This window comes from Tatumella citrea (assembly GCF_002163585.1).
Lineage (GTDB): Bacteria > Pseudomonadota > Gammaproteobacteria > Enterobacterales > Enterobacteriaceae > Tatumella > Tatumella citrea.
This window is the reverse complement of sequence record NZ_CP015579.1, coordinates 4,187,419-4,211,855: the sequence shown is the minus strand read 5'-3', so window position 1 is coordinate 4,211,855 and position 24,437 is coordinate 4,187,419. Positions and strand designations below refer to the sequence as shown.

Genomic DNA, 24,437 nt, shown 5'->3' with positions numbered 1-24,437 from the left:
CACAGGTAATCACATGACTGAGCAAAATCCCCGTGATAAAGGGACATTGATTCTGGCTTTTATCACTGGCCTTTCGATTAATGGTACTTTCTCGGCACTATTTAATCATTATGTCCCGTTTTCTTTCTTCCCGATCATTTCGCTGGCACTGGCAGTGTGGTATCTGCACCAACGCTATCTGAACAGAAGTATGCCGGAAGGGATGCCTTCATTGTCAGGTGGTTTTTTTCTGTTGGGTATCCTGATGTACAGTGCAGTGATCCGCGCGCAATATCCGCAGATTGGCTCTAACTTCGTACCTACATTATTAATGGTCTGTCTGGTCTTCTGGATCCTGAGCCGTTTTCGTAAGAAACGCTGAATCAACTATCGCCCCGGTATCGGGGCGATAGAGATGCTTATGCTTTCCGGCGCAGCAGCACGCCGCATTCCATATGGTGGGTGTACGGGAACTGATCGAACAGTGCCAGCCGTTCTATCTGGTGAGTGGCCGACAGAGTCTGTAAATTGTCGCAAAGTGTCTGCGGGTTACAGGATATATAGAGGATCACCGGGTAAGCACTGACCATCTCCAGTGTCTGAGAGTCCAGACCACTGCGGGGAGGATCGACAAAAATGGTTTCGCATTCATAACTGCCTAAGTCGACCCCTTCCAGGCGGTTGAACTGGCGCACACCCTGCATTGCCTGCGTAAACTCTTCAGCAGACATTCTGATTATCTGCACATTATCTGTCTGATTAGCAGCAATATTATATTGCGCCGACTCTACCGAAGGTTTTGCAATTTCTGTGGCGAGTACGCGACGAAAATTGCGGGCCAGTGCTAATGAGAAGTTGCCGTTACCACAGTAGAGCTCCAGCAAATCTCCCTGAGATTCCCTGGTGGCGTCCAACGCCCATTCCAGCATTTGCACATTAATCGCCGCATTGGGTTGGGTAAAACTATTCTCGACCTGGCGATAGATCATTTCTTTTCCACCAACAGTCAGCACTTCATCGACATAATCGTGATCAAGGCAAATTTTGGTTTTAGTCGCCCGGCCAATAAATTGCACGTTAAACCCTTCGGCCCGCAAGTTGTCACGCAACTGAGCCATTTCTGCCTGCCACGCATCATCTAATTTGCGGTGATAAAGCAGAGAGATAATAATTTGCTGACTACAGGTCGACAGATAATCTATCTGGAACAGTTTATGTCGTAACAGCGGGTTGTTACGTAAGGCCGTTATCATCCGTGGCATCATCGTATTGATTAGTTCACTGGCTGCGGGAAAACTGTCTACCCTTATTCTCTGGCGGGTCTGCTGATCAAAAATGATATGGTACAAATCATCTCCCTGATGCCAGATGCGGAATTCGGCACGCATACGGTAATGGCTGACAGGTGAGCGAAAAACATCTGCTTCAGGTGCATTAAATGGCACCATCATAGAGGTTAAGCGATTAACTTTTTCCGCCAGCTGGTCGTCATAGTGTTCAACGGGAAGATGTTCCGGGGTCATAATTAATCCTGGTTATTTGGTATCAGGCGGCGATTGTAGGGATTCCATTGCTGATGTCCAGCCCCGGATGTCCCGGCAACAGTTGTGAAGATTCTCTGGTTCCCGTCAGGCAGTTCGGTTTCGACCGCCGGGATCGTGATAGAATAACCCCTCCGTTAACTGATAACGATGAGACAGTGTATGGCTATAGTTGTTCAGGATGAGTTAATGCCCGCTACCGCTGGTGTAGCAGGGGACCGGCCGACAATTCTGGTGTTTGATTCAGGTGTCGGTGGCCTGTCAGTTTATGATGAAATCAGACAGTTACTGCCCGATGCTCATTATATATATGTGTTTGATAATGTGGGTTTCCCATACGGGGAGAAAACCGAACAATATATTATCGAACGACTGACGGCGATTACTGCTGCAGTGGTGCGTGATTACACCGTTTCCATTGCTGTCATTGCCTGCAATACTGCCAGCACCGTTTCTTTACCTGCACTCCGGGCTGCATTTGAGTTTCCGGTTGTCGGGGTTGTCCCTGCCATCAAACCTGCAGCTCGTCTCACCCGCAACGGAATCGTCGGTCTGCTGGCAACGCGTGGCACGGTGAAACGCAGTTACACCCACCAGTTAGTAAAGCAGTTTGCTAAAGAGTGCCAGATAGAAATGCTGGGTTCAGCTGAACTGGTATTGCTGGCAGAACAGAAACTGCATGGCGAAACTGTTCCGCTAGATGAAATACAGCAGATTGTTCGTCCGTGGCTGAGTCTGGCTGAGCCACCCGATACTGTGGTACTGGGCTGTACCCATTTCCCACTGTTAAAGGAGGAACTGCAGGCTGTATTACCTGAAGGAACCCGTCTGATTGATTCCGGGGCTGCTATTGCCAGAAGGACTGTATGGTTGTTGCAGCATGAATCGAAGCCTTCATGTTCTTTTCTTCCTGATGTGGCGTTTTGTACTGAACTGACCGCGGATACTGAGCGTTTATTGCCCGTTTTGCAGCGCTATGGCTTTCCTTTGCTGAAAATACTCGCAGTTTAGTACTGAAATGCATAAAAAAACGCCACTCAGTAATTATTTTAAAATAAACCCTTGTCAGAAAAAATTATCTCCCTATAATGCGCTCCCACTGACACGGTAAAGCGCGATGCGCCAAGGCGTGACAGGGACTGAAGCGATTCGGTCCGGAGAAAAAATCACGAAATAGTGATTGACTCCTGAGGTGAAAAGCGTAATATACGCCACCTCGCAGCGACAACCTAAACGGTTGAGTTGCAACGCTCTTTAACAATTTATCAGACAATCTGTGTGGGCACTCGCAGGATTGATATCAACGTCTCCGGACGTAAAAAATATCAAGTCTTAAGAGTGAACACATAATGAAATTCATTATGAGTGTTTTACACTTGAGCATCGCTTAACTCGTTTAAGCAAATCAAACTTTAAATTGAAGAGTTTGATCATGGCTCAGATTGAACGCTGGCGGCAGGCCTAACACATGCAAGTCGAACGGTAGCACAGAGGAGCTTGCTCCTTGGGTGACGAGTGGCGGACGGGTGAGTAATGTCTGGGAAACTGCCTGATGGAGGGGGATAACTACTGGAAACGGTAGCTAATACCGCATAACGTCGCAAGACCAAAGTGGGGGACCTTCGGGCCTCACACCATCGGATGTGCCCAGATGGGATTAGCTAGTAGGTGGGGTAACGGCTCACCTAGGCGACGATCCCTAGCTGGTCTGAGAGGATGACCAGCCACACTGGAACTGAGACACGGTCCAGACTCCTACGGGAGGCAGCAGTGGGGAATATTGCACAATGGGCGCAAGCCTGATGCAGCCATGCCGCGTGTATGAAGAAGGCCTTCGGGTTGTAAAGTACTTTCAGTCAGGAGGAAGGGTGTAGTCTTAATACGGCTATGCATTGACGTTACTGACAGAAGAAGCACCGGCTAACTCCGTGCCAGCAGCCGCGGTAATACGGAGGGTGCAAGCGTTAATCGGAATTACTGGGCGTAAAGCGCACGCAGGCGGTCTGTCAAGTCGGATGTGAAATCCCCGGGCTCAACCCGGGAACTGCATTCGAAACTGGCAGGCTAGAGTCTTGTAGAGGGGGGTAGAATTCCAGGTGTAGCGGTGAAATGCGTAGAGATCTGGAGGAATACCGGTGGCGAAGGCGGCCCCCTGGACAAAGACTGACGCTCAGGTGCGAAAGCGTGGGGAGCAAACAGGATTAGATACCCTGGTAGTCCACGCCGTAAACGATGTCGACTTGGAGGTTGTGCCCTTGAGGCGTGGCTTCCGGAGCTAACGCGTTAAGTCGACCGCCTGGGGAGTACGGCCGCAAGGTTAAAACTCAAATGAATTGACGGGGGCCCGCACAAGCGGTGGAGCATGTGGTTTAATTCGATGCAACGCGAAGAACCTTACCTACTCTTGACATCCAGAGAACTTAGCAGAGATGCTTTGGTGCCTTCGGGAACTCTGAGACAGGTGCTGCATGGCTGTCGTCAGCTCGTGTTGTGAAATGTTGGGTTAAGTCCCGCAACGAGCGCAACCCCTATCCTTTGTTGCCAGCGATTCGGTCGGGAACTCAAAGGAGACTGCCGGTGATAAACCGGAGGAAGGTGGGGATGACGTCAAGTCATCATGGCCCTTACGAGTAGGGCTACACACGTGCTACAATGGCGCATACAAAGAGAAGCGACCTCGCGAGAGCAAGCGGACCTCATAAAGTGCGTCGTAGTCCGGATTGGAGTCTGCAACTCGACTCCATGAAGTCGGAATCGCTAGTAATCGTAGATCAGAATGCTACGGTGAATACGTTCCCGGGCCTTGTACACACCGCCCGTCACACCATGGGAGTGGGTTGCAAAAGAAGTAGATAGCTTAACCTTCGGGAGGGCGTTTACCACTTTGTGATTCATGACTGGGGTGAAGTCGTAACAAGGTAACCGTAGGGGAACCTGCGGTTGGATCACCTCCTTACCTGAAGATACGTTCCCGTGAAGTGTCCACAACAGATTGTCTGATAGAAAGTATGAGCAAGGCGTCTTGCCGAAGCAGACTTCAGTGTCCCCTTCGTCTAGAGGCCCAGGACACCGCCCTTTCACGGCGGTAACAGGGGTTCGAATCCCCTAGGGGACGCCACTTGCTGGTATGTGAGTGAAAGTCACCGACCGAATTATCTTAAAGATGACTTACGAGTCATGTTTAAGATATTGCTCTTTAACAATCCGGAACAAGCTGAAAATTTGAAAACAATGAATGACGAAAGTTATTCAGAGTCTCTCAAAAACTTTTACGATTCATAGTCGTTGCAAGACGTCTGTGGGTTGTGAGGTTAAGCGAATAAGCGTACACGGTGGATGCCCTGGCAGTCAGAGGCGATGAAGGACGTGCTAATCTGCGAAAAGCGCCGGTAAGGTGATATGAACCGATACAGCCGGCGATGTCCGAATGGGGAAACCCGGTGCACTCAGTGCATCATCGTTAACTGAATTCATAGGTTAACGAGGCGAACCTGGGGAACTGAAACATCTAAGTACCCAGAGGAAAAGAAATCAACCGAGATTCCCCCAGTAGCGGCGAGCGAACGGGGAGCAGCCCTGAACCATCATCAGTGTGTGTGTTAGTGGAAGCGTCTGGAATGTCGCGCGATACAGGGTGAAAGTCCCGTACATGAAAATGCACACATCGTGAGTTCGAAGAGTAGGGCGGGACACGTGGTATCCTGTCTGAATATGGGGGGACCATCCTCCAAGGCTAAATACTCCTGACTGACCGATAGTGAACCAGTACCGTGAGGGAAAGGCGAAAAGAACCCCGGCGAGGGGAGTGAAAAGAACCTGAAACCGTGTACGTACAAGCAGTGGGAGCACCTTTATGGTGTGACTGCGTACCTTTTGTATAATGGGTCAGCGACTTATATTCTGTAGCAAGGTTAACCGTATAGGGGAGCCGCAGGGAAACCGAGTCTTAACTGGGCGTTAAGTTGCAGGGTATAGACCCGAAACCCGGTGATCTAGCCATGGGCAGGTTGAAGGTTGGGTAACACTAACTGGAGGACCGAACCGACTAATGTTGAAAAATTAGCGGATGACCTGTGGCTGGGGGTGAAAGGCCAATCAAACCGGGAGATAGCTGGTTCTCCCCGAAAGCTATTTAGGTAGCGCCTCGTGAATTCATCTCCGGGGGTAGAGCACTGTTTCGGCTAGGGGGCCATCCCGGCTTACCAACCCGATGCAAACTGCGAATACCGGAGAATGTTATCACGGGAGACACACGGCGGGTGCTAACGTCCGTCGTGAAGAGGGAAACAACCCAGACCGCCAGCTAAGGTCCCAAAGTCATGGTTAAGTGGGAAACGATGTGGGAAGGCTCAGACAGCCAGGATGTTGGCTTAGAAGCAGCCATCATTTAAAGAAAGCGTAATAGCTCACTGGTCGAGTCGGCCTGCGCGGAAGATGTAACGGGGCTAAACCATGCACCGAAGCTGCGGCAGCGACACTATGTGTTGTTGGGTAGGGGAGCGTTCTGTAAGCCGTTGAAGGTGGGCTGTGAGGTCTGCTGGAGGTATCAGAAGTGCGAATGCTGACATAAGTAACGATAAAGCGGGTGAAAAGCCCGCTCGCCGGAAGACCAAGGGTTCCTGTCCAACGTTAATCGGGGCAGGGTGAGTCGACCCCTAAGGCGAGGCTGAAAAGCGTAGTCGATGGGAAACAGGTTAATATTCCTGTACTTGGTGTTACTGCGAAGGGGGGACGGAGAAGGCTATGTCATCCGGGCGACGGTTGTCCCGGTTTAAGCGTGTAGGCTGAGGTTCCAGGCAAATCCGGAACTTCTTAAGGCTGAGGCGTGATGACGAGGTACTACGGTACTGAAGTGACAAATGCCCTGCTTCCGGGAAAAGCCTCTAAGCTCCAGGTAACACGAAATCGTACCCCAAACCGACACAGGTGGTCAGGTAGAGAATACCAAGGCGCTTGAGAGAACTCGGGTGAAGGAACTAGGCAAAATGGTGCCGTAACTTCGGGAGAAGGCACGCTGGCGCGTAGGTGAAGGGACTTGCTCCCGGAGCTGAAGCCAGTCGAAGATACCAGCTGGCTGCAACTGTTTATTAAAAACACAGCACTGTGCAAACACGAAAGTGGACGTATACGGTGTGACGCCTGCCCGGTGCCGGAAGGTTAATTGATGGGGTTATCCGCAAGGAGAAGCTCTTGATCGAAGCCCCGGTAAACGGCGGCCGTAACTATAACGGTCCTAAGGTAGCGAAATTCCTTGTCGGGTAAGTTCCGACCTGCACGAATGGCGTAATGATGGCCAGGCTGTCTCCACCCGAGACTCAGTGAAATTGAAATCGCTGTGAAGATGCAGTGTACCCGCGGCAAGACGGAAAGACCCCGTGAACCTTTACTATAGCTTGACACTGAATATTGAGCCTTGATGTGCAGGATAGGTGGGAGGCACTGAAGTACGGACGCCAGTTCGTACGGAGCCATCCTTGAAATACCACCCTTTAATGTTTGATATTCTAACGTAGACCCGTCATCCGGGTTGCGGACAGTGTCTGGTGGGTAGTTTGACTGGGGCGGTCTCCTCCCAAAGAGTAACGGAGGAGCACGAAGGTTAGCTAATCACGGTCGGACATCGTGAGGTTAGTGCAAAGGCATAAGCTAGCTTGACTGCGAGAGTGACGGTTCGAGCAGGTGCGAAAGCAGGTCTTAGTGATCCGGTGGTTCTGAATGGAAGGGCCATCGCTCAACGGATAAAAGGTACTCCGGGGATAACAGGCTGATACCGCCCAAGAGTTCATATCGACGGCGGTGTTTGGCACCTCGATGTCGGCTCATCACATCCTGGGGCTGAAGTAGGTCCCAAGGGTACGGCTGTTCGCCGTTTAAAGTGGTACGCGAGCTGGGTTTAGAACGTCGTGAGACAGTTCGGTCCCTATCTGCCGTGGGCGCTGGAGAATTGAGGGGGGTTGCTCCTAGTACGAGAGGACCGGAGTGAACGCACCACTGGTGTTCGGGTTGTCATGCCAATGGCATTGCCCGGTAGCTAAGTGCGGAAAAGATAAGTGCTGAAAGCATCTAAGCACGAAACTTGCCCCGAGATGAGTTCTCCCTGACTCCTTGAGAGTCCTGAAGGGACGTTGAAGACGACGACGTTGATAGGCCGGATGTGTAAGTGCAGCGATGCATTGAGCTAACCGGTACTAATGACCCGTGAGGCTTAACCTTACAACGCCAGAGGCGTTTTGCGAGAGACGCAAAGAATTTTCAGCGAAGTTCCAGATTAAAGAACAATTAAGAATTAGCAGTGTTCTGCGGACGAACGTATTCTCCGCAAGAGCAGAGCGATTTTAAGAATTAGCGGGAACGAAAAAGATTTGTTCCGTGCACCAAGATTTGCCTGGCGGCTAGAGCGCGGTGGTCCCACCTGACCCCATGCCGAACTCAGAAGTGAAACGCCGTAGCGCCGATGGTAGTGTGGGGTCTCCCCATGCGAGAGTAGGGAACTGCCAGGCATCCAATTACGACCGGAATAATGGTCATGACTTTTACCGTGACGGGTAAAAGGTGAAATACCTGAGTTCAGACAGTTTCTGAGTTCAGTACAGAATCGGTGGAGCGGTAGTTCAGTTGGTTAGAATACCTGCCTGTCACGCAGGGGGTCGCGGGTTCGAGCCCCGTCCGTTCCGCCACCCTATTTAGGGGCGTAGTTCAATTGGTAGAGCACCGGTCTCCAAAACCGGGTGTTGGGGGTTCGAGTCCCTCCGCCCCTGCCAGAAAAAAACAATCCTTTGCTTAGCGAAGGATTTTTTTTTGCCTGAAACTGACTACATTCTGCTTTCTTCTGACCGGATTTCGCCGGTCATTTAACCACTTCTGCCAGTTTTACCTGCAATTAGTCCTGTAACACCCGAAATCTGTTAGCGTGAAACAATCGGAACCTTCAGCAACTGTTTTAGTGCCGACTGCTGATCGCTGTTTTGCAGCCAGACTGCATATAGCGGCCGTACCACGGTAGCGGTATCTGCCACCTGAACCAGATCTTTATAAAGTGTTTGCCAGTATTCTGGCAGAAATGCACAGGCCTCAGTGGTATGTAATAAATCACGGGCGATATGAGCTGATGTGGTGGTCAGTACCGGGGTATCTTCATTGCCAGACAGATAAAACTCATGCTGATGAAAATCGGCACCCCATTCCAGTTTGATATAGCGATATTTCTCTTTTTTCTCCGAATGACGAGAGCGAAACAGTGCCAGCGAAATATGACCAATTTGCTGACTGGATAATTCATCCATTTTTGGGGCTTCAGTAGTGATCAGAACATCGAGCTGTCGTTCATGAATCTGTTTAACCAGCAGATGTCTCTGAGCGACTCTGGCCTCAATATGCAGATTATCCCTGGTCTCGTAGAGACTCTTCAGCCATGGAGTCAGGTAGGCCTCCCACAAGGCAGTGCTGGCGCCAATGGTTAGCTCATGATGTTGCAGCGACAGAGACACCTCTTTTTTAGCGATCTGCCAGGTATTCATCAGCGTTTCTGCATAGGGCAACAAACGCTCCCCGGCAGAAGTCAGGCGGATGTTGTTACGATGCCGGGTGAACAGATTCACACCCAACTGATTTTCCAGTTGGCGAATGCGAAAACTCACTGCAGACTGAGTCAGATACAACGCTTCTGCAGCTCTTCCAAAATGGCGTGTTCTGCTTACTTCCAGGAAAGTTTTCAGCAATTCAGTGTCCACAATTACATCTCCAAAATTACTAATCGTATTGATTTAAATCTTTTGTTTTACACTTTGTCAAGCGTATCTAATACTCCGCGCCATAAATCACACGACCATAAAAGAGTTAGGAGCGTGTAAAATGACGGATAGCTTTACCACAACCAATCGCTTTTTTGATAACAAAAACTACCCGCGCGGGTTCTCACGCCACGGTGATTTTACCATTAAGGAAGCTCAGCTTCTTGAGCGTCATGGCTTTGCCTTCAATGAGCTTGATCTTGCTAAACGCGAGCCAGCAACTGAAGAAGAACGCCTGTTTGTCGAAGTTTGCCGCGGTGTACGTGAGCCGGAAACGGAAGCAGAACGTGTCTGGTCAAAATACATGGCCAGAATTAAACGTCCAAAACGTTTCCACACACTATCTGGTGGCAAGCCGCAGATGGATACCGTCGAAGAGTTTAATGACAGCGACGATTAAGATAAAACATCAGAAAGGGCCATTGGCCCTTTTTTTATACCTGAAATTACCAGCTCAACTGTAACGCGGTGTGTCATGACTGCTGTTTATGCAGGCGTTGTAGTAACCTGTCCATTGCCCGGTAACTCAGGGCTTCCTGCAGGTGCTGCCGGGAAATATCCGGTTGTTGCTGAAGATCTGCCAGAGTCCTGGAAACTTTTAAAATACGCTGCCATGCTCTGACGGAAAGCCCGAGTGCCAGTAATGCCTGTTCAAGCCATTGCGCATCTTCAACACGAAGCTGACAGAATTTTCTGACCTCTTTGTTATCCATCAACGCATTTACTTTTCCTGCTCTTTGCTGCTGCAACTCCCGTGCCTCAATAACCCTGCCGCGGACCCGGGCTGATGACTCTGCACTCAGGGTTTGCTGAGCCAGAGTTCCCGGGGGTAACAGGGGAACCTCAAGGGAGAGGTCAAACCTGTCGAGAAAAGGCCCTGAGAGGCGATTCAGATAGCGTAATAGCTGGCTGAGAGTCTGACGTTGATGAATACCCTCGTAATGTCCCGATGCGGCAGGGTTCATTGCCGCTATCAGCTGAAATCTTGCCGGGTAGGTGATTTTTGCTTTTGCCCGGGAAATGGCGATGACGCCTGATTCCAGAGGCTCTCTCAGTGAGTCGAGTGATCTGCGTTGAAATTCCGGTAGCTCATCAAGAAACAATACTCCGTTGTGTGCGAGCGAGATCTCTCCCGGCAGGGGTAATGCACCCCCTCCGACCAGAGCAAACATCGATGAACTATGATGTGGAGCGCGAAAAGGGCGGTCTGAGCAAAGCGATGCAGGAGGAGTATCTCTGCTCAGGCTCAGCAGAGCGGTGCATTCAAGGGCTTCATCACGACTAAGTGGTGGAAGAATGCCTGGTAGTCTGGTTGCCAGCATCGTTTTTCCGGTCCCTGGTGGGCCGATCAGCAGCAGATTGTGGCCACCTGCAGCCGTGATCTCCAGCGCTCGCCTGGCATGTTGCTGACCAATAATATCCTGCAGGTCAGGATGCTGACGACAAGGAGCAGGCAGGTTATTTTCAGCCTTTGGAAGCTCACTCTTGCCGTGCAGAAAGTGGCAGATATCGAGCAAGGTCTCACCAACATAACAGGGCCCTTGTGTAATCAACCCTGCTTCTGCCTCATTAGCCCGCGAAAGAATCATGGTCCGCTGGTCACCCAGCGCGGCCAGTACTGCTGGAATAGTTCCTCTGACCGGCCTCAGAGCGCCATTCAGTGCCAGTTCTCCCAGAAACTCTAGCCGGATAAGGGATGATGCCGGAATCTGCTCAGAAGCTGCCAGAATCGCAATAGCAATGGGTAAGTCATAGCGCCCCCCTTCTTTGGGCATATCCGCCGGAGCAAGATTGACAGTAATACGTCTGGCAGGAAAGCTAAACCCGCTGTTAATCATGGCACTACGTACCCGCTCCCTGGCTTCTTTGACTGCCGTTTCCGGAAGACCAACTAAAGTTAACCCGGGCAATCCGCTACTCAGATGGGCTTCGATGGTCACCAGTGGGGCGTCAATGCCAATGCTTGCCCGGGTCATTACTCTGGCTAATGACATATTCTCTCCTTGTGTTGAATGGCAGTGTAAAACGCCAGGCCGGGATGTTGCGGATAAATTGACCATTTTTGCGTATCAATGCACAAGCAGGCGACCAGGTGGGAGATTTGCTTCGGTTGAAATGTGAGCGCCTTCCGGGGTTTTTCTGTTTTCCTGTCGAAAAAACCGCTAAAAATGTTTTTTACATATAACTAATACTTATCAGTAAGTTAAAAAAATCCTGTGGATTAGCGCGGGAAATAAACGCAGAAAAAAGTTGTCACCAGGCATGAATCTATGATAACTCTTTAGGCATTACTTCGAATTAAGCGAATTATTGTACTTATTATGAAAGCCCTTCTACGAGTGATTAGCCTGGTCGTGATTAGTGTGGTGGTGATTATTCTACCATCGCGCGGGGCTGCACTCGGAGAAAGAAAGGCTTAAAAATCAAGCCTTAATCGAAAGAGAACCCCCGCACCGACAGGTCCGGGGGTTTTTTTTTGGTCTTCAGGTCTTACAGTATTTTAATGTGGAGCAGAATATGAAACCTAGCACAAAATTCTGTTGTTCCCGACAAAAGGCAGGAGAATAGCCATGACTGGAGCACAGTGGGTAGTTCAGGCATTACGGACACAAGGGATTCAAACCGTTTTTGGGTATCCGGGCGGGGCAATCATGCCAGTCTACGATGCACTCTATGATGGTGGTGTGGAACACCTGCTGTGCCGGCATGAACAAGGTGCGGTTATGGCAGCGATTGGCTATGCGCGGGCAACAGGAAAAACCGGAGTGTGTATTGCAACCTCTGGTCCGGGAGCAACAAATCTGATTACCGGACTGGCCGATGCAATGATGGATTCCGTACCTGTGGTGGCAATCACCGGACAGGTCTCTTCTGCTGTAATGGGTACCGATGCATTTCAGGAAATCGATGTTTTAGGCTTATCGCTGGCCTGTACCAAACATAGTTTTCTGGTTCAGTCGCTGGAAGAGCTGCCGGCGGTACTCGCCAGTGCTTTCGAGATTGCCGCATCTGGTCGCCCGGGGCCGGTTCTGGTCGATATTCCTAAAGATATTCAGCTGGGTTCCGCAGATTTTGTTGAGAGCCAGCCACAAGCTGCTGACATGTTGCCGTTGCCAGAAGCTGAGCTGACAGCAGCACGACAGTTAATGGTCCGGTCGAAAAAGCCGGTGATTTATGCCGGTGGTGGCGTGGGTATTGCCGGTGCTGTTCCGGCACTGCGTCAGTTTCTGAAAACTACCGGTATCCCTTCAGTATGCACACTGAAAGGCCTGGGCTCAGTATCCGCCGAGGATGAAACTTACCTGGGAATGCTGGGTATGCATGGCAGTAAAGCCGCAAACCTGGCAGTGCAGGAATGCGATTTGCTGATCGCTGTCGGCGCTCGCTTTGATGACAGGGTTACCGGCAAACTGGATACTTTTGCGCCTAATGCTGCTGTTATCCATCTGGATATTGATCCTGCAGAGCTGAATAAACTGCGCAGGGCGCATGTTTCGTTGCAGGGTAGCCTGCAGCAGTTATTACCGGCCCTGGTTCAGCCGATGGACATTGCTGAATGGCGGAGTTCTGCGGCGGCGATGAAGCGGGATTTTACCCCTGCATATAATCATCCGGGTGAGGCTATTTTTGCCCCGGCATTGTTAAAAACCCTCTCAGAGCGAAAATCTCCGCAGACCATTGTAACGACCGATGTAGGTCAGCATCAGATGTGGGCTGCTCAGCATATGGACTTTGATGCTCCGGATCGTTTTATCACCTCCAGTGGTCTCGGAACCATGGGGTTTGGTTTACCGGCAGCAGTTGGGGCGCAGGTTGCCTGCCCGCAGGACCCTGTGATCTGCGTTTCGGGAGACGGCTCGATAATGATGAATATTCAGGAGCTGGGTACCATTAAACGGCGTAAGCTGCCGGTAAAAATTCTGCTGCTGGATAACCAGCGACTGGGCATGGTACGCCAGTGGCAGCAATTATTTTTTGACCAACGCTACAGCGAAACGTATCTGACGGATAACCCGGACTTCCTGACTCTGGCGAGTGCTTTTGGTATCCCGGGGCAGAGAATCAGTCGTAAAGACCAGATTGATGGTGCGCTGGAAGCTATGCTGAACAGTGACGGTCCATATTTCCTGCATGTCAGCATTGATGAGTATGAAAACGTCTGGCCATTGGTTCCGCCTGGCGCCAGTAATGCCGATATGATCGAGGAAACCTTATGAACCAGCATCAATTGTCTATCGAAGCACAGTACCGCCCTGAAATATTAGAGCGTATTTTGCGGGTGGTTCGCCACCGGGGATTCCGCATCTGCGCCATGAATATGTCTCAGGCGCACGACAGCGAGCATGTCAGTATCGCAATGACTGTGACCAGCCTGCGTCCGATTGATTTACTGACAGCGCAACTGACCAAACTGATGGACGTTACCAGCGTCCGGGTTACACAACAGACAACACAACAAATCCACGCCGAAGCGTAAAAGGACAGAAAAATGAGTACTAAAAAAGCAGAGTTTATCTGGTTCAACGGGGAAATGGTTAAATGGGAAGAAGCCAAAGTCAGCGTCATGTCTCATGCTCTGCACTATGGTACTTCGGTCTTTGAAGGTGTGCGCTGCTACGATTCGCACAAAGGCCCGGTTGTCTTCCGTCACCGTGAACACATGCAACGTCTGCGTGACTCTGCCAAAATTTATCGCTTCCCGGTGTCACAGAGTGTTGATGAGCTGATGGAAGCATGTCGTGAAGTATTACGCGTCAACAATCTGAAAAGTGCATATATCCGTCCACTGGTTTTTGTCGGTGATGTCGGGCTTGGCGTTAACCCACCGGAAGGGTTTAGCACTGATGTGATTATTGCCGCGTTCCCGTGGGGAGCTTATCTGGGTGCTGAAGCGTTGGAGCAGGGTATTGATGCGATGGTTTCTTCATGGAACCGTGTAGCAGCCAATACTATTCCTACCGCGGCAAAAGCCGGTGGTAACTACCTGTCCTCTCTGCTGGTTGGCAGCGAAGCTCGTCGCCACGGCTATCAGGAAGGTATTGCCCTGGATGTAAATGGTTATGTGTCTGAAGGTGCAGGTGAGAACCTGTTTGAAGTGAAGGATGGCATTCTGTTTACCCCGCCATTCACCTCTTCAGCCTTACCGGGAATTACCCGTGATGCTATCATCAAACTGGCAGCAGAGCTGGGCATCGAAGTTCGCGAGCAGGTTCTGTCACGTGAATCACTGTATCTGGCAGATGAAGTCTTTATGTCAGGAACTGCTGCCGAAATTACCCCGGTGCGTAGTGTTGACGGAATTCAGGTAGGCGAAGGTCGTTGTGGTCCTGTGACTAAACGTATTCAGCAGGCTTTCTTTGGCCTGTTTACCGGTGAAACAGAAGATAAATGGGGCTGGCTGGATCAGGTCAACCCATAATAACTCGACAGATAACGCGGGCAGATGATGTCCGCGATTTTTTTTCAGACTGGAGTAAACAGAGCATGCCTAAGTACCGTTCCGCTACCACCACCCATGGGCGAAATATGGCGGGAGCCCGCGCACTATGGCGCGCGACCGGAATGACTGATGATGATTTTGGTAAACCTATCATCGCAGTTGTTAACTCATTCACTCAGTTTGTACCTGGTCATGTTCACTTGCGTGATCTGGGTAAACTGGTTGCCGAGCAGATCGAAGCTGCCGGTGGTGTCGCCAAAGAATTTAATACCATTGCCGTTGATGATGGTATCGCTATGGGTCACGGCGGAATGCTGTATTCATTACCGTCGCGTGAACTGATCGCGGACTCTGTAGAATATATGGTCAACGCGCACTGTGCAGATGCGATGGTCTGTATTTCTAACTGCGACAAGATCACCCCGGGAATGCTGATGGCATCTCTGCGTCTTAACATTCCGGTTATTTTTGTTTCCGGTGGTCCGATGGAAGCCGGTAAAACCAAGCTGTCTGACAAAATCATCAAACTGGATTTAGTGGATGCGATGATTCAGGGTGCAAACCCGAATGTCAGTGATGCTGACAGTGAGCAGATTGAACGTTCTGCCTGTCCGACCTGTGGTTCCTGCTCAGGGATGTTTACCGCTAACTCAATGAACTGTCTGACAGAAGCATTGGGTCTGTCTCAGCCGGGGAACGGTTCTCTGCTGGCAACTCATGCGGATCGTGAGCAGCTGTTTATCAATGCAGGTAAACGCATTGTCGGCCTGACTAAACGTTACTACGAGCAGGATGATGCTTCCGTGCTGCCACGCAACATTGCCAGCAAGGCTGCTTTTGAAAATGCGATGACGCTGGATATCGCGATGGGCGGATCAACCAACACAGTTCTGCACCTGCTGGCCGCGGCTCAGGAAGGCGAAATCGATTTCGATATTTCTGATATCGACCGGTTATCCCGCAAAGTTCCACACCTGTGTAAAGTTGCGCCAAGTACTCAGAAATACCATATGGAAGATGTTCACCGCGCCGGTGGCGTTATCGGGATTCTGGGAGAATTGGATCGCGCAGGACTGCTGGATACTTCTGTACCGAACATCCTGGGAACCACTCTGCGTGAAGCTCTGGATAACTACGACATCATGCTGACGTCCGATGAAGCGGTGAAAAAAATGTACCGTGCCGGCCCTGCCGGTATCCGTACCACTAAGGCATTCTCTCAGGATTGTCGCTGGGATACGCTGGATGATGACCGTGAAAACGGTTGTATTCGCACCCGTGAACATGCGTTCTCTCAGGACGGTGGACTGGCTGTGCTGTACGGCAACCTGGCGCTGGACGGATGTATTGTAAAAACCGCAGGTGTGGATAAAGAGATCCTGACCTTCCGTGGCCCGGCGAAAGTCTATGAAAGCCAGGATGATGCGGTTGAAGCTATTCTGGGCGGAAAAGTAGTGGCCGGTGATGTTGTTGTTATCCGCTACGAAGGTCCTAAAGGTGGCCCGGGCATGCAGGAAATGCTCTACCCTACTACCTATCTGAAATCGATGGGACTGGGAAAAAGCTGTGCTCTGATCACCGACGGACGTTTCTCTGGCGGCACATCCGGCCTGTCTATTGGTCATGCTTCTCCTGAGGCAGCCAATGGTGGTGCTATCGCGTTGGTTAAAGACGGCGATACCATCGATATCAATATTCCTGGCCGTACTATCAGCCTGGATATCAGCGAAGCAGAAATTGAGGCTCGTCGTGCCGCAGAAGAAGCGCGCGGAAGTGCGGCCTATACCCCGCGTGACCGTCAGCGTGAAGTCTCTTTCGCCCTGCGTGCTTACGCCTCTCTCGCAACCAGTGCCGATAAAGGCGCTGTACGTGATAAGAGCAAACTGGGGGGATAACTGATCATGGCTGCTTCCAAACCTCTTTCGTCCGCACCTACGGGTGCGGAGTATCTTCATGCCGCCCTGCGTTCTCCGGTTTATGAGGTTACTCAAATTACTCCGTTGCAGAAAATGGAGAAACTGTCAGAGCGACTCGGCAATACTATCGTTGTTAAACGTGAAGATCGTCAGCCGGTTCATAGTTTTAAGTTGCGTGGTGCTTACGCAATGATTGCCGGCCTGAATGAACAGCAAAGAGCACAGGGTGTGATTACTGCTTCGGCAGGTAACCACGCTCAGGGAGTAGCGCTCTCTGCCAGTCGCCGCGGGATAAAATCTCTGATTGTTATGCCAGTCGCGACTGCTGATATCAAAGTAGATGCTGTTCGTGCGTTTGGCGGAGAAGCTTATCTGTACGGTGCAAACTTTGATGAAGCTAAGGCGAAAGCCATAGAGCTGGCAGAGCAACATGGTTACAGCTTTGTGCCTCCGTTCGACCACCCGGCAGTGATTGCCGGGCAGGGGACACTGGCGCTGGAATTATTGCAGCAGGATGCGCATATCGACCGGATTTTCGTGCCGGTGGGCGGCGGTGGTCTGGCTGCCGGTGTGGCAGTTGTGATTAAACAACTGATGCCGGAAATCAAGGTGATTGCGGTAGAAGCCGAAGATTCCGCCTGCCTGAAAGCGGCACTGGATGCCGGAGAACCTGTAGATTTACCACGGGTTGGTCTGTTTGCTGAAGGTGTGGCGGTTAAACGGGTGGGCAGTGAAACATTCCGTCTGTGTCAGCAATACCTCGACGATATTGTGACTGTGGACAGTGATGCCATTTGCTCAGCAATGAAAGATATTTTTGAAGACGTGCGTGCCATCGCCGAACCTTCCGGCGCACTGGCACTGGCAGGAATGAAAAAATATATTCAACAGCATGACATCAAAGATGAGCGACTGGCGCATGTGCTTTCCGGCGCGAATGTGAATTTCCACGGGCTGCGTTATGTATCGGAGCGTTGCGAGCTCGGAGAACAACGTGAAGCTTTGCTGGCAGTTACCATTCCGGAACAGCAGGGTAGTTTTCTGAAATTCTGCCAGATTCTTGGCGGACGCGCGGTGACCGAATTTAATTACCGGTATGCCGATGATAAAAATGCCTGCATTTTTGTCGGAGTCCGCTTAACCCGTGGTCTGGAAGAACGTGCCGAGATTGTTCGCCAACTGAGCGAAGGTGGCTATCAGGTTGTTGATCTGTCTGATGACGAAATGGCGAAGCTGCACCTTCGCTATATGGTTGGGGGCAGACCAGGGAAACCATTGCAGGAAAGACTGTACAGCTTTGAGTTTCCGGAATCTCCCGGAGCATTGCTGAAATTCCTGCAAACCCTGGGTACGCACTGGAATATTTCACTATTCCATTACCGGAGCCATGGCACCGATTACGGCAGGGTACTGGCGGCCTTCGAGCTGAGCGATAATGAACCACGTTTCGCTGAACATCTGACAGCCCTTGGCTATGACTTTCATGATGAAAGCGATAACCCTGCGTTTCGTTTCTTCCTGGCTGGCCGGTAGTTACAGTAAATCCCAGAATGCATTCACCAGCGGCTCTCCGAGCCGCTTCTTCTGCACACAAACTCCCAGTTCCAGCGGCTCACCGGTATCGCTCACCGGCAGCGACATAATACGGTTACGGACCGGTTCCGGGCTGTTATCCAGAACTACCACCGGCAGTAATGCCACTCCGCAACCTAATGCTACCATCGACACCATCGCTTCATGCCCCGCTACTGTGGCATATATCAGGGGACTGGTGATTTTTCTGCGTCGCAGCCAAAGATCAACGCTGCGTCGGACAGGGCCTTGTTCGGGGAAAATAAACGGAATGCTGCTCCAGTCAGGATCTGCTTCATTGACCGCGCTGCGGACCGGGCAGGGCAATGCCGGAGCGATCAGTGCCAGCGGCAACACATCCAGTGGATTGAAGGCAATACCGGAAGGCAGTGACTCAGGTTTCCCCGCAATTGCCAGGTCTGCTTCACCGGAGCTGATTTTCTGGACGGCATCGGCCGGGTCACCGGTGGATAATTTAATTTCGACCTGCGGATGTTCTGCCCGGAAACGATCGAGAATCGGTGGCAGATGACTGTAGGCAGCTGTTACCGAACAAAACAGGTGCAATTCCCCGCTCAGGGAAGGACTGTTGAGATCCATCAAATGCCGTAACTGCTGATAATGCAGCAGGGTCTGGCGGGCAAACTGGCTGAAAGTCTCCCCTGCCTCGGTCAGTGCAACTGAACGGTTATCTCGTACAAACAACGGGTGGCCTACCTCTTCTTCCAGCCGTTGAATCTGCCGCGACAGTGTGGAAGGGCTGACATGTATGGCGCGAGCCGTCTGCCCGAAATGACGACTTTCTGCCAGATGAAGAAATAATTTCAGGTCCCGTAAATCCATCGTAGCCAGCCCCGGTGATGTATTGCACTTATTGCAATATGACGTTGTTAATATATCAATTTAAGCAATAGAAATCCTGACATATGATGTAGGTATTCTCAGTGACGCAATGAATGCCGCTGAATACCTGATAAATACAAACACAACCAAACCGGAGTACCCATGGCTAACTATTTCAACACTCTGAATCTGCGCAACCAGTTATCGCAGTTAGGCAAATGCCGTTTTATGTCTCGCGATGAATTTGCAGATGAAGCCAGCTTTCTGAAAGGCAAAAAAGTCGTGATTGTCGGCTGTGGCGCTCAGGGGCTTAACCAGGGTCTGAATATGCGTGATTCCGGTCTGGATATTGCTTATGCCCTGCGTGCAGAAGCGATTGCCGAGAAGCGTGCCTCATGGCGTAAAGCATCAGACAACGGTTTTAAAGTGGGTACCTATGAAGAACTGATCCCACAGGCTGACCTGGTGGTTAACCTGACTCCGGACAAACAGCACTCAGCTGTTGTTCAGGCAGTTCAGCCGCTGATGAAAGACGGCGCTGCACTGGGCTATTCGCACGGTTTTAACATCGTTGAAGTTGGCGAAACTATCCGTAAAGATATTACCGTGGTGATGGTTGCTCCGAAATGTCCGGGTACCGAAGTTCGTGAAGAATACAAACGTGGTTTCGGTGTTCCTACTCTGATCGCCGTTCACCCTGAAAATGATCCGAAAGGCGAAGGTCTGGCGATTGCTAAAGCCTGGGCAGCGGCGACCGGTGGTCATCGTGCTGGTGTTCTGGAATCTTCTTTCGTTGCTGAAGTTAAATCTGACCTGATGGGTGAGCAGACTATCCTGTGTGGTATGTTGCAGGCAGGTTCTTTACTGTGCTTCGACAAGCTGGTGGCTGAAGGTACTGATGCGGCCTATGCAGAAAAACTGATCCAGTTTGGTTGGGAAACTATCACTGAATCCCTGAAATTCGGCGGTATTACGCTGATGATGGATCGTCTGTCTAACCCGGCAAAACTGCGTGCTTATGAGCTGTCTGAGCAACTGAAAGAGATCATGGCTCCGCTGTTCCGTAAACACATGGATGACATTATCTCTGGTGCATTCTCTTCCGGAATGATGGCTGACTGGGCGAATGATGATAAAGATCTGCTGACCTGGCGTGAAGAAACCGGGAAAACCCCGTTCGAAACCGCTTCACAGTTTGAAGGTAAAATCGCTGAGCAGGATTACTATGACCAGGGTGTAGTAATGATCGCGATGGTTAAAGCCGGGGTTGAACTGGCGTTTGAAACCATGGTTGCTTCCGGCATCATCGAAGAATCAGCTTACTATGAGTCACTGCATGAGCTGCCACTGATTGCTAACACCATTGCCCGTAAGCGTCTGTATGAAATGAACGTGGTTATTTCTGATACTGCTGAATATGGTAACTATTTGTTCTCATTTGCTGCGGTACCGCTGCTGAAAGACTTTATGGCTTCGTTGCAGACTGGTGATTTAGGTCAGGAAACCCTGAGCGGCAATGCGGTTGATAACGCGCAGCTGCGTGACGTTAACGAAGCGATTCGTCATCACCCAATCGAAGCTGTGGGTAGCAAACTGCGTGGTTATATGACTGACATGAAACGTATTGCTGTTGCCGGTTAAGTCCAGGCTGTAAGCGACGTACTGTATTGTCAGATGAACTGCCCTCCGGTTTCGGGGGGCAGTTTTTTTGTCTGTAATATTTATTGCGTCGCTGATATGAGGCAGGCAGAAGCAGAGAATTATTGCCTTTGACCGGGCCACTCCATGAATGGTCCGTTGAGATGAAGTTAGCGTTTACTAAAGGCCAGCTTTGCAGCAAATGACAGCAGAACGGCACCGGTAGCACGGTCCATGGTAGTGACGACGGCCGGACGTTTGAAAAAAGCGCTCAGTGGCCGGGTTGCAGCAATCAGTGTCATCAGCCAGCAAATTCCCAGTAACATATGAATCCCGACCAGCCCCAGAGTCCAGAAGAACAGTGAATGGCCCTGTGGGATAAACTGCGGTAAAAAGGATACGTAAAAAATACCGACTTTCGGGTTCAGCAGGTTACCCGTAATGCCACGCAGCAGCCAGTTAGTGTCTTTTTTCTGGTGTTTGTCATCAGCGCTGGTAATTCCTTTACGCGGGCGTAGCAGCATTCCCAGGCCCAGCCAGCATAGATAGGCGGCACCGCAATACTTCAGTACATCATAGGCCAGTTCAGAAACAGCGATCAGAGCTCCCAGCCCACAGGCGACGGCGAACCCCCACAGAATACACCCGATATTGATTCCCAGAGCAGCACGGACTGCCTGCTTACGCCCCTCAACAGTGGCGGTTCTCAGAACCAGCGCAGTATCCAGTCCCGGTGTCAGAGTCAGTAATCCGGCGGTAAATGTATAGGCAATCAGGCTTTCTGTGACAGTCATTATTCAATCTCACAAGGCAGGGGCAGAAGGAAAGGTTATAACAATTGTTGTCAGTACAGACAATGTATTCGCGTCAAAAGGAAAGCAGAGGCAGGAGGGAGGTTCTTCCCTGAAAGCAGGGAAGAACCGGTTAATCAGGTTGCATCAAATAAAGTCTGATGGCGGGTCTCTTTGCTGATGATTAATGCCAGCAGAGTGATTACAGCCATGGTTCCCAGATACAAGCCCACCGCAAACAGGCCATACTCGGCTTTTAACCAGGTCGCGATGTATGGCGCCACAGAGGCACCCAGGATAGATGACAAATTATAAGAGAAGGACGCACCGGTATAACGAACTTCTGTCGGGAACAATTCAGGCAGTAGTGCTCCCATAGGTCCGAAGGTAAGACCCATGATGCTCAGGCCGGCTAACAGGAACAGCATCACCATTAACGGCGATCCGGAACCTAACATCACCGGAAATAGCAGAGAAAAGCCAATCAGCAGCAGGGTGATAACAATCATCGTCTGGCGGCGACCAAAACGGTCAGCCAGCATTCCGGCAATCGGGATCGTTACCCCAAAACCAATTACCGCAATCATCAGCATCCACAGAAAACTGTTACGCGAGAAGCCCAGCCCGACCGGTGCCGGCGCAGTTCCGAAACTCATCGAATAGACGGTCATAATATAGAACAGCGTATATGTGGCCAGCATAATAAATGTGCCGAGTATGGTCGCGCCCAGGTGCTTTGACAGTAAAGTACCAATCGGAACTTTCACCTGTTTATTTTCTTTCTGGATTTTGGCAAAAACCGGGCTTTCATGCAGTGAAACACGAACATATAAACCAATGATGACCAGGATAGCCGAGCAAATAAACGGCACACGCCAGCCCCAGTCCATAAACTGCTGATCAGTCAGCAACCACGAAAGGAGCAAAAAAGTACCATTAGCGAAGAAGAAGCCAATCGGTGCTCCCAGCTGCGGAAAAGAACCATACAGGGCGCGTTTTTTGGCCGGAGCATTTTCGGTCGCCAATAATGCAGCTCCTCCCCATTCACCACCGAGTCCCAGTCCCTGGCCGAAACGAGCCAGAGCCAGCAACAGAGGTGCGGCAACACCAATGGTGGAATAAGACGGCAGTAGCCCGATAATTACGGTGGAAACGCCCATGGTGAGTAGTGAGGCTACCAGGGTCGCTTTACGACCGATTCTGTCACCGAAGTGGCCAAAAATGGCGGACCCGATGGGTCTGGCAACAAAAGCGATGGCGAAGGTCGCCAACGACTGGAGTGTTGCTACAGTGGCATCACCCTGCGGGAAAAATATATGCGGAAATACAATGACCGCAGCGGTGGCATAAATATAGAAGTCAAAAAACTCAATGGCAGTTCCTACCAGAGAGGCGACAAGCACTTTGCTTCTTGAATTCACCGGGGGGGATTCTGCAGGTGACGAGTAAGGTTCAGTATTGCTGCTTTGCATAATAATAGATTCTTATTTTTGTAACAGTAGACGAACCATATTAGCAGCTGTTTTATGGCCTTCAATCATGAAACTCCCTGATTTGGCGCGGTTATGCTGCCGAAAAGTGGATAATTTCCGATGTGGTGTTTTTGCCGACAGATGGCAACGGAGGTTAGGGGGTTTTTTAGAGTATTCCACTAATTTAAGGCCAAAAAAAAGTGAGTGAATAACTTTAATCTGGCCTTTTTGTACTAAAAACATCCGCAGAGTGAAGTTTTTAACTGAATTAATTTTCGCTTACATTTTGTGATATTTCTTCCGGAGGTCTGTCTTGCGGGTCGTTATCCTCCTCAGATGTGCCTTCATACTGAGCCGTAGCAATCCACGCGGCACAAAACAGAGTCAGTCGGGCAAAAAAGTAGAAAAAGGCCATCAGACCCAGTACAGACCCAAAAGCGGCTCCTGACGGTGAAGATGCTACTTTGGGCAGCATGATGGTCATAATAAACTTGATGACTTCAAAGCCGATGGCTGCCAGCAAAGTGCCGCGCAACAGGGCTTTTTTCGGCGGCTGGTGGCGTGGCAGTATCCAGAATATCCAAAGGAATATCAGGAAATTAGCTGAAACAGAAATCGCCAGAGCAATGATGGTCATCACAGGGCGTAGCCAGTCCACATGGTCCAGACCCAATGCATGGACAATAGCCGCCTGTGCAGACCCGGCCACGGAAGTCAGCGACAGGGCGATCACCAGTGCCAGCATCAGACCTGTCAGGGAAATAAAATCACGAATATATTTGCGCCATATTTTTTCGTGATCCCTTTCGGTTCGTTCCCAGACATCCCGGGACTGTGCACGAATAGCTTCGCGCAAATTACCTACCCAACTGATACCGGAATAGAGCGCAAGTAATAAACCGGTAATACCCACCGTGGTACGTTGCTGAATAGCGGTATTCACCGTGCTCTTCAACGTCCCGGCCAGAGTGGGATCACTAATACTGCTGACAATTTTTTCAATGAGTTCGGCCAGCAGATTTTGGTTTGATGCCAGAATAAAACCGATGGCAGCAAAGGAAACCATTAAAATCGGGATAATCGACAGGAAAGAAAAATAGGTAATGGCTGCACCAAACTGGCTTCCAAGCCGGTCATTAAAACGTTCAATAGCCCGCAGAAAATGAGCAACAGCTGGTATCCTGCGAAACCAGTGAATGCCTTCCGAGGCGCGGGTGATTGAGCGGTCAACAGACGGGTTACCGGTTTTCAGAAGGGGGGCCGGCTGCTGATTCTCTCCGTCGGGTGCAAGCTTTTTTTCTACCATGAAGGTCAGGGATCCTTATATAAGTTGATGAATAACAGGATAAGTATAGCTGGCAAATCGCCCTGCGACGAACCGGTTATGTCCGGGAGTGAAGGCTCAGAAGAGTGGTGAAGGGTACCGAAACGGCGAAATGCTCGCTGTTTCCGGTC

Annotated in this window: 17 protein-coding genes, 3 tRNA genes and 3 rRNA genes; 16 read left to right on the top strand and 7 right to left on the bottom strand. The window is 50.6% G+C overall.

All coding sequences use genetic code 11. The annotated features are described in order from the left end of the window. Nucleotides 1–13 precede the first annotated feature (13 nt). A complete protein-coding gene (locus A7K98_RS19945) occupies nucleotides 14–361 on the top strand; it encodes a YijD family membrane protein (protein ID WP_087490104.1) in 348 nt (115 codons plus the stop codon). Nucleotides 362–398: 37 nt separating this feature from the next. Here the strand turns inward: A7K98_RS19945 and trmA are convergent, their stop codons facing one another. After that, nucleotides 399–1,502, bottom strand: coding sequence for a tRNA (uridine(54)-C5)-methyltransferase TrmA (trmA, locus tag A7K98_RS19940; RefSeq protein WP_087490103.1), 1,104 nt, complete (start codon nucleotides 1,500–1,502; stop codon nucleotides 399–401). 180 nt (nucleotides 1,503–1,682) lie between these two features. Between trmA and murI the strand changes: the two genes are divergently transcribed. The 7 genes from murI to A7K98_RS19905 all read left to right on the top strand — a co-directional run bounded on the left by murI (nucleotide 1,683) and on the right by A7K98_RS19905 (nucleotide 8,281). Beyond that, nucleotides 1,683–2,531, top strand: a complete 849-nt coding sequence (gene murI, locus A7K98_RS19935) for a glutamate racemase (RefSeq protein WP_157666027.1) — start codon at nucleotides 1,683–1,685, stop codon at nucleotides 2,529–2,531. Between the two features lie 403 nt (nucleotides 2,532–2,934). Beyond that, nucleotides 2,935–4,476: ribosomal RNA gene (locus A7K98_RS19930) — 16S ribosomal RNA — on the top strand. Between the two features lie 86 nt (nucleotides 4,477–4,562). Further along, nucleotides 4,563–4,638: transfer RNA gene (locus A7K98_RS19925), tRNA-Glu, on the top strand. 191 nt (nucleotides 4,639–4,829) lie between these two features. Then, nucleotides 4,830–7,733 (top strand): 23S ribosomal RNA (locus A7K98_RS19920). A 171-nt stretch (nucleotides 7,734–7,904) separates the two neighbouring features. Further along, nucleotides 7,905–8,020, top strand: a 5S ribosomal RNA gene (gene rrf / locus A7K98_RS19915). The 16S, 23S and 5S rRNA genes sit together here with 3 tRNA genes alongside, the layout of an rRNA operon. 100 nt (nucleotides 8,021–8,120) lie before the next feature. Beyond that, nucleotides 8,121–8,197 (top strand) — tRNA-Asp (locus tag A7K98_RS19910). Nucleotides 8,198–8,205: 8 nt separating this feature from the next. Next, nucleotides 8,206–8,281: transfer RNA gene (locus A7K98_RS19905), tRNA-Trp, on the top strand. A 144-nt stretch (nucleotides 8,282–8,425) separates the two neighbouring features. On the opposite strand, the gene hdfR is transcribed toward A7K98_RS19905, so the two are convergent. Then, complete coding sequence (hdfR, locus tag A7K98_RS19900; RefSeq protein WP_087490101.1) at nucleotides 8,426–9,250, bottom strand: HTH-type transcriptional regulator HdfR; 825 nt, start codon at nucleotides 9,248–9,250, stop codon at nucleotides 8,426–8,428. Between the two features lie 121 nt (nucleotides 9,251–9,371). Between hdfR and A7K98_RS19895 the strand changes: the two genes are divergently transcribed. Then, nucleotides 9,372–9,710 (top strand): DUF413 domain-containing protein, encoded by a 339-nt coding sequence (locus A7K98_RS19895; RefSeq protein WP_087490100.1) that lies wholly within the window; start codon nucleotides 9,372–9,374, stop codon nucleotides 9,708–9,710. Nucleotides 9,711–9,783: 73 nt separating this feature from the next. Here A7K98_RS19895 and A7K98_RS19890 read toward each other — a convergent pair whose 3' ends face one another. Then, nucleotides 9,784–11,304, bottom strand: a complete 1,521-nt coding sequence (locus tag A7K98_RS19890) for a YifB family Mg chelatase-like AAA ATPase (protein ID WP_087490099.1) — start codon at nucleotides 11,302–11,304, stop codon at nucleotides 9,784–9,786. 327 nt (nucleotides 11,305–11,631) lie between these two features. On the opposite strand from A7K98_RS19890, the gene ilvL reads away from it, so the two are divergent. The 6 genes from ilvL (at nucleotide 11,632) to ilvA (ending at nucleotide 18,199) form a co-directional block, all read left to right on the top strand. Beyond that, complete coding sequence (gene ilvL / locus A7K98_RS21445) at nucleotides 11,632–11,730, top strand: ilv operon leader peptide (RefSeq protein WP_157666024.1); 99 nt, start codon at nucleotides 11,632–11,634, stop codon at nucleotides 11,728–11,730. A 150-nt stretch (nucleotides 11,731–11,880) separates the two neighbouring features. Beyond that, a complete protein-coding gene (gene ilvG, locus A7K98_RS19885; RefSeq protein WP_087490098.1) occupies nucleotides 11,881–13,527 on the top strand; it encodes an acetolactate synthase 2 catalytic subunit in 1,647 nt (548 codons plus the stop codon). Next, nucleotides 13,524–13,787 carry an acetolactate synthase 2 small subunit gene (ilvM, locus tag A7K98_RS19880; protein WP_087490097.1) on the top strand — a complete coding sequence of 88 codons (264 nt, stop codon included), beginning with the start codon at nucleotides 13,524–13,526 and terminating at the stop codon, nucleotides 13,785–13,787. Before ilvG ends, ilvM begins: the two co-directional genes overlap by 4 nt. Before the next feature lie 12 nt (nucleotides 13,788–13,799). Continuing rightward, nucleotides 13,800–14,729 carry a branched-chain-amino-acid transaminase gene (gene ilvE, locus A7K98_RS19875; RefSeq protein WP_087490096.1) on the top strand — a complete coding sequence of 310 codons (930 nt, stop codon included), beginning with the start codon at nucleotides 13,800–13,802 and terminating at the stop codon, nucleotides 14,727–14,729. Nucleotides 14,730–14,794: 65 nt separating this feature from the next. Then, entirely contained in the window at nucleotides 14,795–16,645 is a 1,851-nt protein-coding gene (gene ilvD, locus A7K98_RS19870; RefSeq protein WP_087490095.1) for a dihydroxy-acid dehydratase, read from the top strand. Nucleotides 16,646–16,651: 6 nt separating this feature from the next. Continuing rightward, the gene (gene ilvA / locus A7K98_RS19865) at nucleotides 16,652–18,199 is read left to right on the top strand and encodes a threonine ammonia-lyase, biosynthetic (protein ID WP_087490094.1); all 1,548 of its coding nucleotides are present in this window, start codon (nucleotides 16,652–16,654) and stop codon (nucleotides 18,197–18,199) included. On the opposite strand, the gene ilvY is transcribed toward ilvA, so the two are convergent. Further along, on the bottom strand, nucleotides 18,200–19,081 hold the full coding sequence (ilvY, locus tag A7K98_RS19860) for an HTH-type transcriptional activator IlvY (RefSeq protein WP_087490093.1): 882 nt from the start codon (nucleotides 19,079–19,081) through the stop codon (nucleotides 18,200–18,202). A 162-nt stretch (nucleotides 19,082–19,243) separates the two neighbouring features. On the opposite strand from ilvY, the gene ilvC reads away from it, so the two are divergent. Further along, entirely contained in the window at nucleotides 19,244–20,722 is a 1,479-nt protein-coding gene (ilvC, locus tag A7K98_RS19855; RefSeq protein ID WP_087490092.1) for a ketol-acid reductoisomerase, read from the top strand. 167 nt (nucleotides 20,723–20,889) lie between these two features. Here ilvC and A7K98_RS19850 read toward each other — a convergent pair whose 3' ends face one another. From A7K98_RS19850 to yhjD, 3 genes are all read right to left on the bottom strand, one after another. Then, a complete protein-coding gene (locus tag A7K98_RS19850; protein WP_087490091.1) occupies nucleotides 20,890–21,513 on the bottom strand; it encodes a LysE family translocator in 624 nt (207 codons plus the stop codon). A 134-nt stretch (nucleotides 21,514–21,647) separates the two neighbouring features. Beyond that, complete coding sequence (locus A7K98_RS19845; RefSeq protein WP_087490090.1) at nucleotides 21,648–22,982, bottom strand: MFS transporter; 1,335 nt, start codon at nucleotides 22,980–22,982, stop codon at nucleotides 21,648–21,650. Nucleotides 22,983–23,250: 268 nt separating this feature from the next. Beyond that, on the bottom strand, nucleotides 23,251–24,288 hold the full coding sequence (gene yhjD / locus A7K98_RS19835; RefSeq protein ID WP_087490088.1) for an inner membrane protein YhjD: 1,038 nt from the start codon (nucleotides 24,286–24,288) through the stop codon (nucleotides 23,251–23,253). Nucleotides 24,289–24,437 lie beyond the last annotated feature (149 nt).

Bases quoted from the DNA above. Each gene is read 5' to 3' on its own strand.
- ilvA (WP_087490094.1), top strand. From the start codon at position 16,652: ATGGCTGCTTCCAAACCTCTTTCGTCCGCACCTACGGGTGCGGAGTAT.
- A7K98_RS19945 (WP_087490104.1), top strand. From the start codon at position 14: ATGACTGAGCAAAATCCCCGTGATAAAGGGACATTGATTCTGGCTTTT.
- ilvD (WP_087490095.1), top strand. From the start codon at position 14,795: ATGCCTAAGTACCGTTCCGCTACCACCACCCATGGGCGAAATATGGCG.
- ilvG (WP_087490098.1), top strand. From the start codon at position 11,881: ATGACTGGAGCACAGTGGGTAGTTCAGGCATTACGGACACAAGGGATT.
- ilvM (WP_087490097.1), top strand. From the start codon at position 13,524: ATGAACCAGCATCAATTGTCTATCGAAGCACAGTACCGCCCTGAAATA.
- murI (WP_157666027.1), top strand. From the start codon at position 1,683: ATGGCTATAGTTGTTCAGGATGAGTTAATGCCCGCTACCGCTGGTGTA.
- A7K98_RS19890 (WP_087490099.1), bottom strand. From the start codon at position 11,304: ATGTCATTAGCCAGAGTAATGACCCGGGCAAGCATTGGCATTGACGCC.
- A7K98_RS19895 (WP_087490100.1), top strand. From the start codon at position 9,372: ATGACGGATAGCTTTACCACAACCAATCGCTTTTTTGATAACAAAAAC.
- A7K98_RS19850 (WP_087490091.1), bottom strand. From the start codon at position 21,513: ATGACTGTCACAGAAAGCCTGATTGCCTATACATTTACCGCCGGATTA.
- ilvE (WP_087490096.1), top strand. From the start codon at position 13,800: ATGAGTACTAAAAAAGCAGAGTTTATCTGGTTCAACGGGGAAATGGTT.
- trmA (WP_087490103.1), bottom strand. From the start codon at position 1,502: ATGACCCCGGAACATCTTCCCGTTGAACACTATGACGACCAGCTGGCG.
- ilvC (WP_087490092.1), top strand. From the start codon at position 19,244: ATGGCTAACTATTTCAACACTCTGAATCTGCGCAACCAGTTATCGCAG.
- ilvY (WP_087490093.1), bottom strand. From the start codon at position 19,081: ATGGATTTACGGGACCTGAAATTATTTCTTCATCTGGCAGAAAGTCGT.
- ilvL (WP_157666024.1), top strand. From the start codon at position 11,632: ATGAAAGCCCTTCTACGAGTGATTAGCCTGGTCGTGATTAGTGTGGTG.
- A7K98_RS19845 (WP_087490090.1), bottom strand. From the start codon at position 22,982: ATGCAAAGCAGCAATACTGAACCTTACTCGTCACCTGCAGAATCCCCC.
- yhjD (WP_087490088.1), bottom strand. From the start codon at position 24,288: ATGGTAGAAAAAAAGCTTGCACCCGACGGAGAGAATCAGCAGCCGGCC.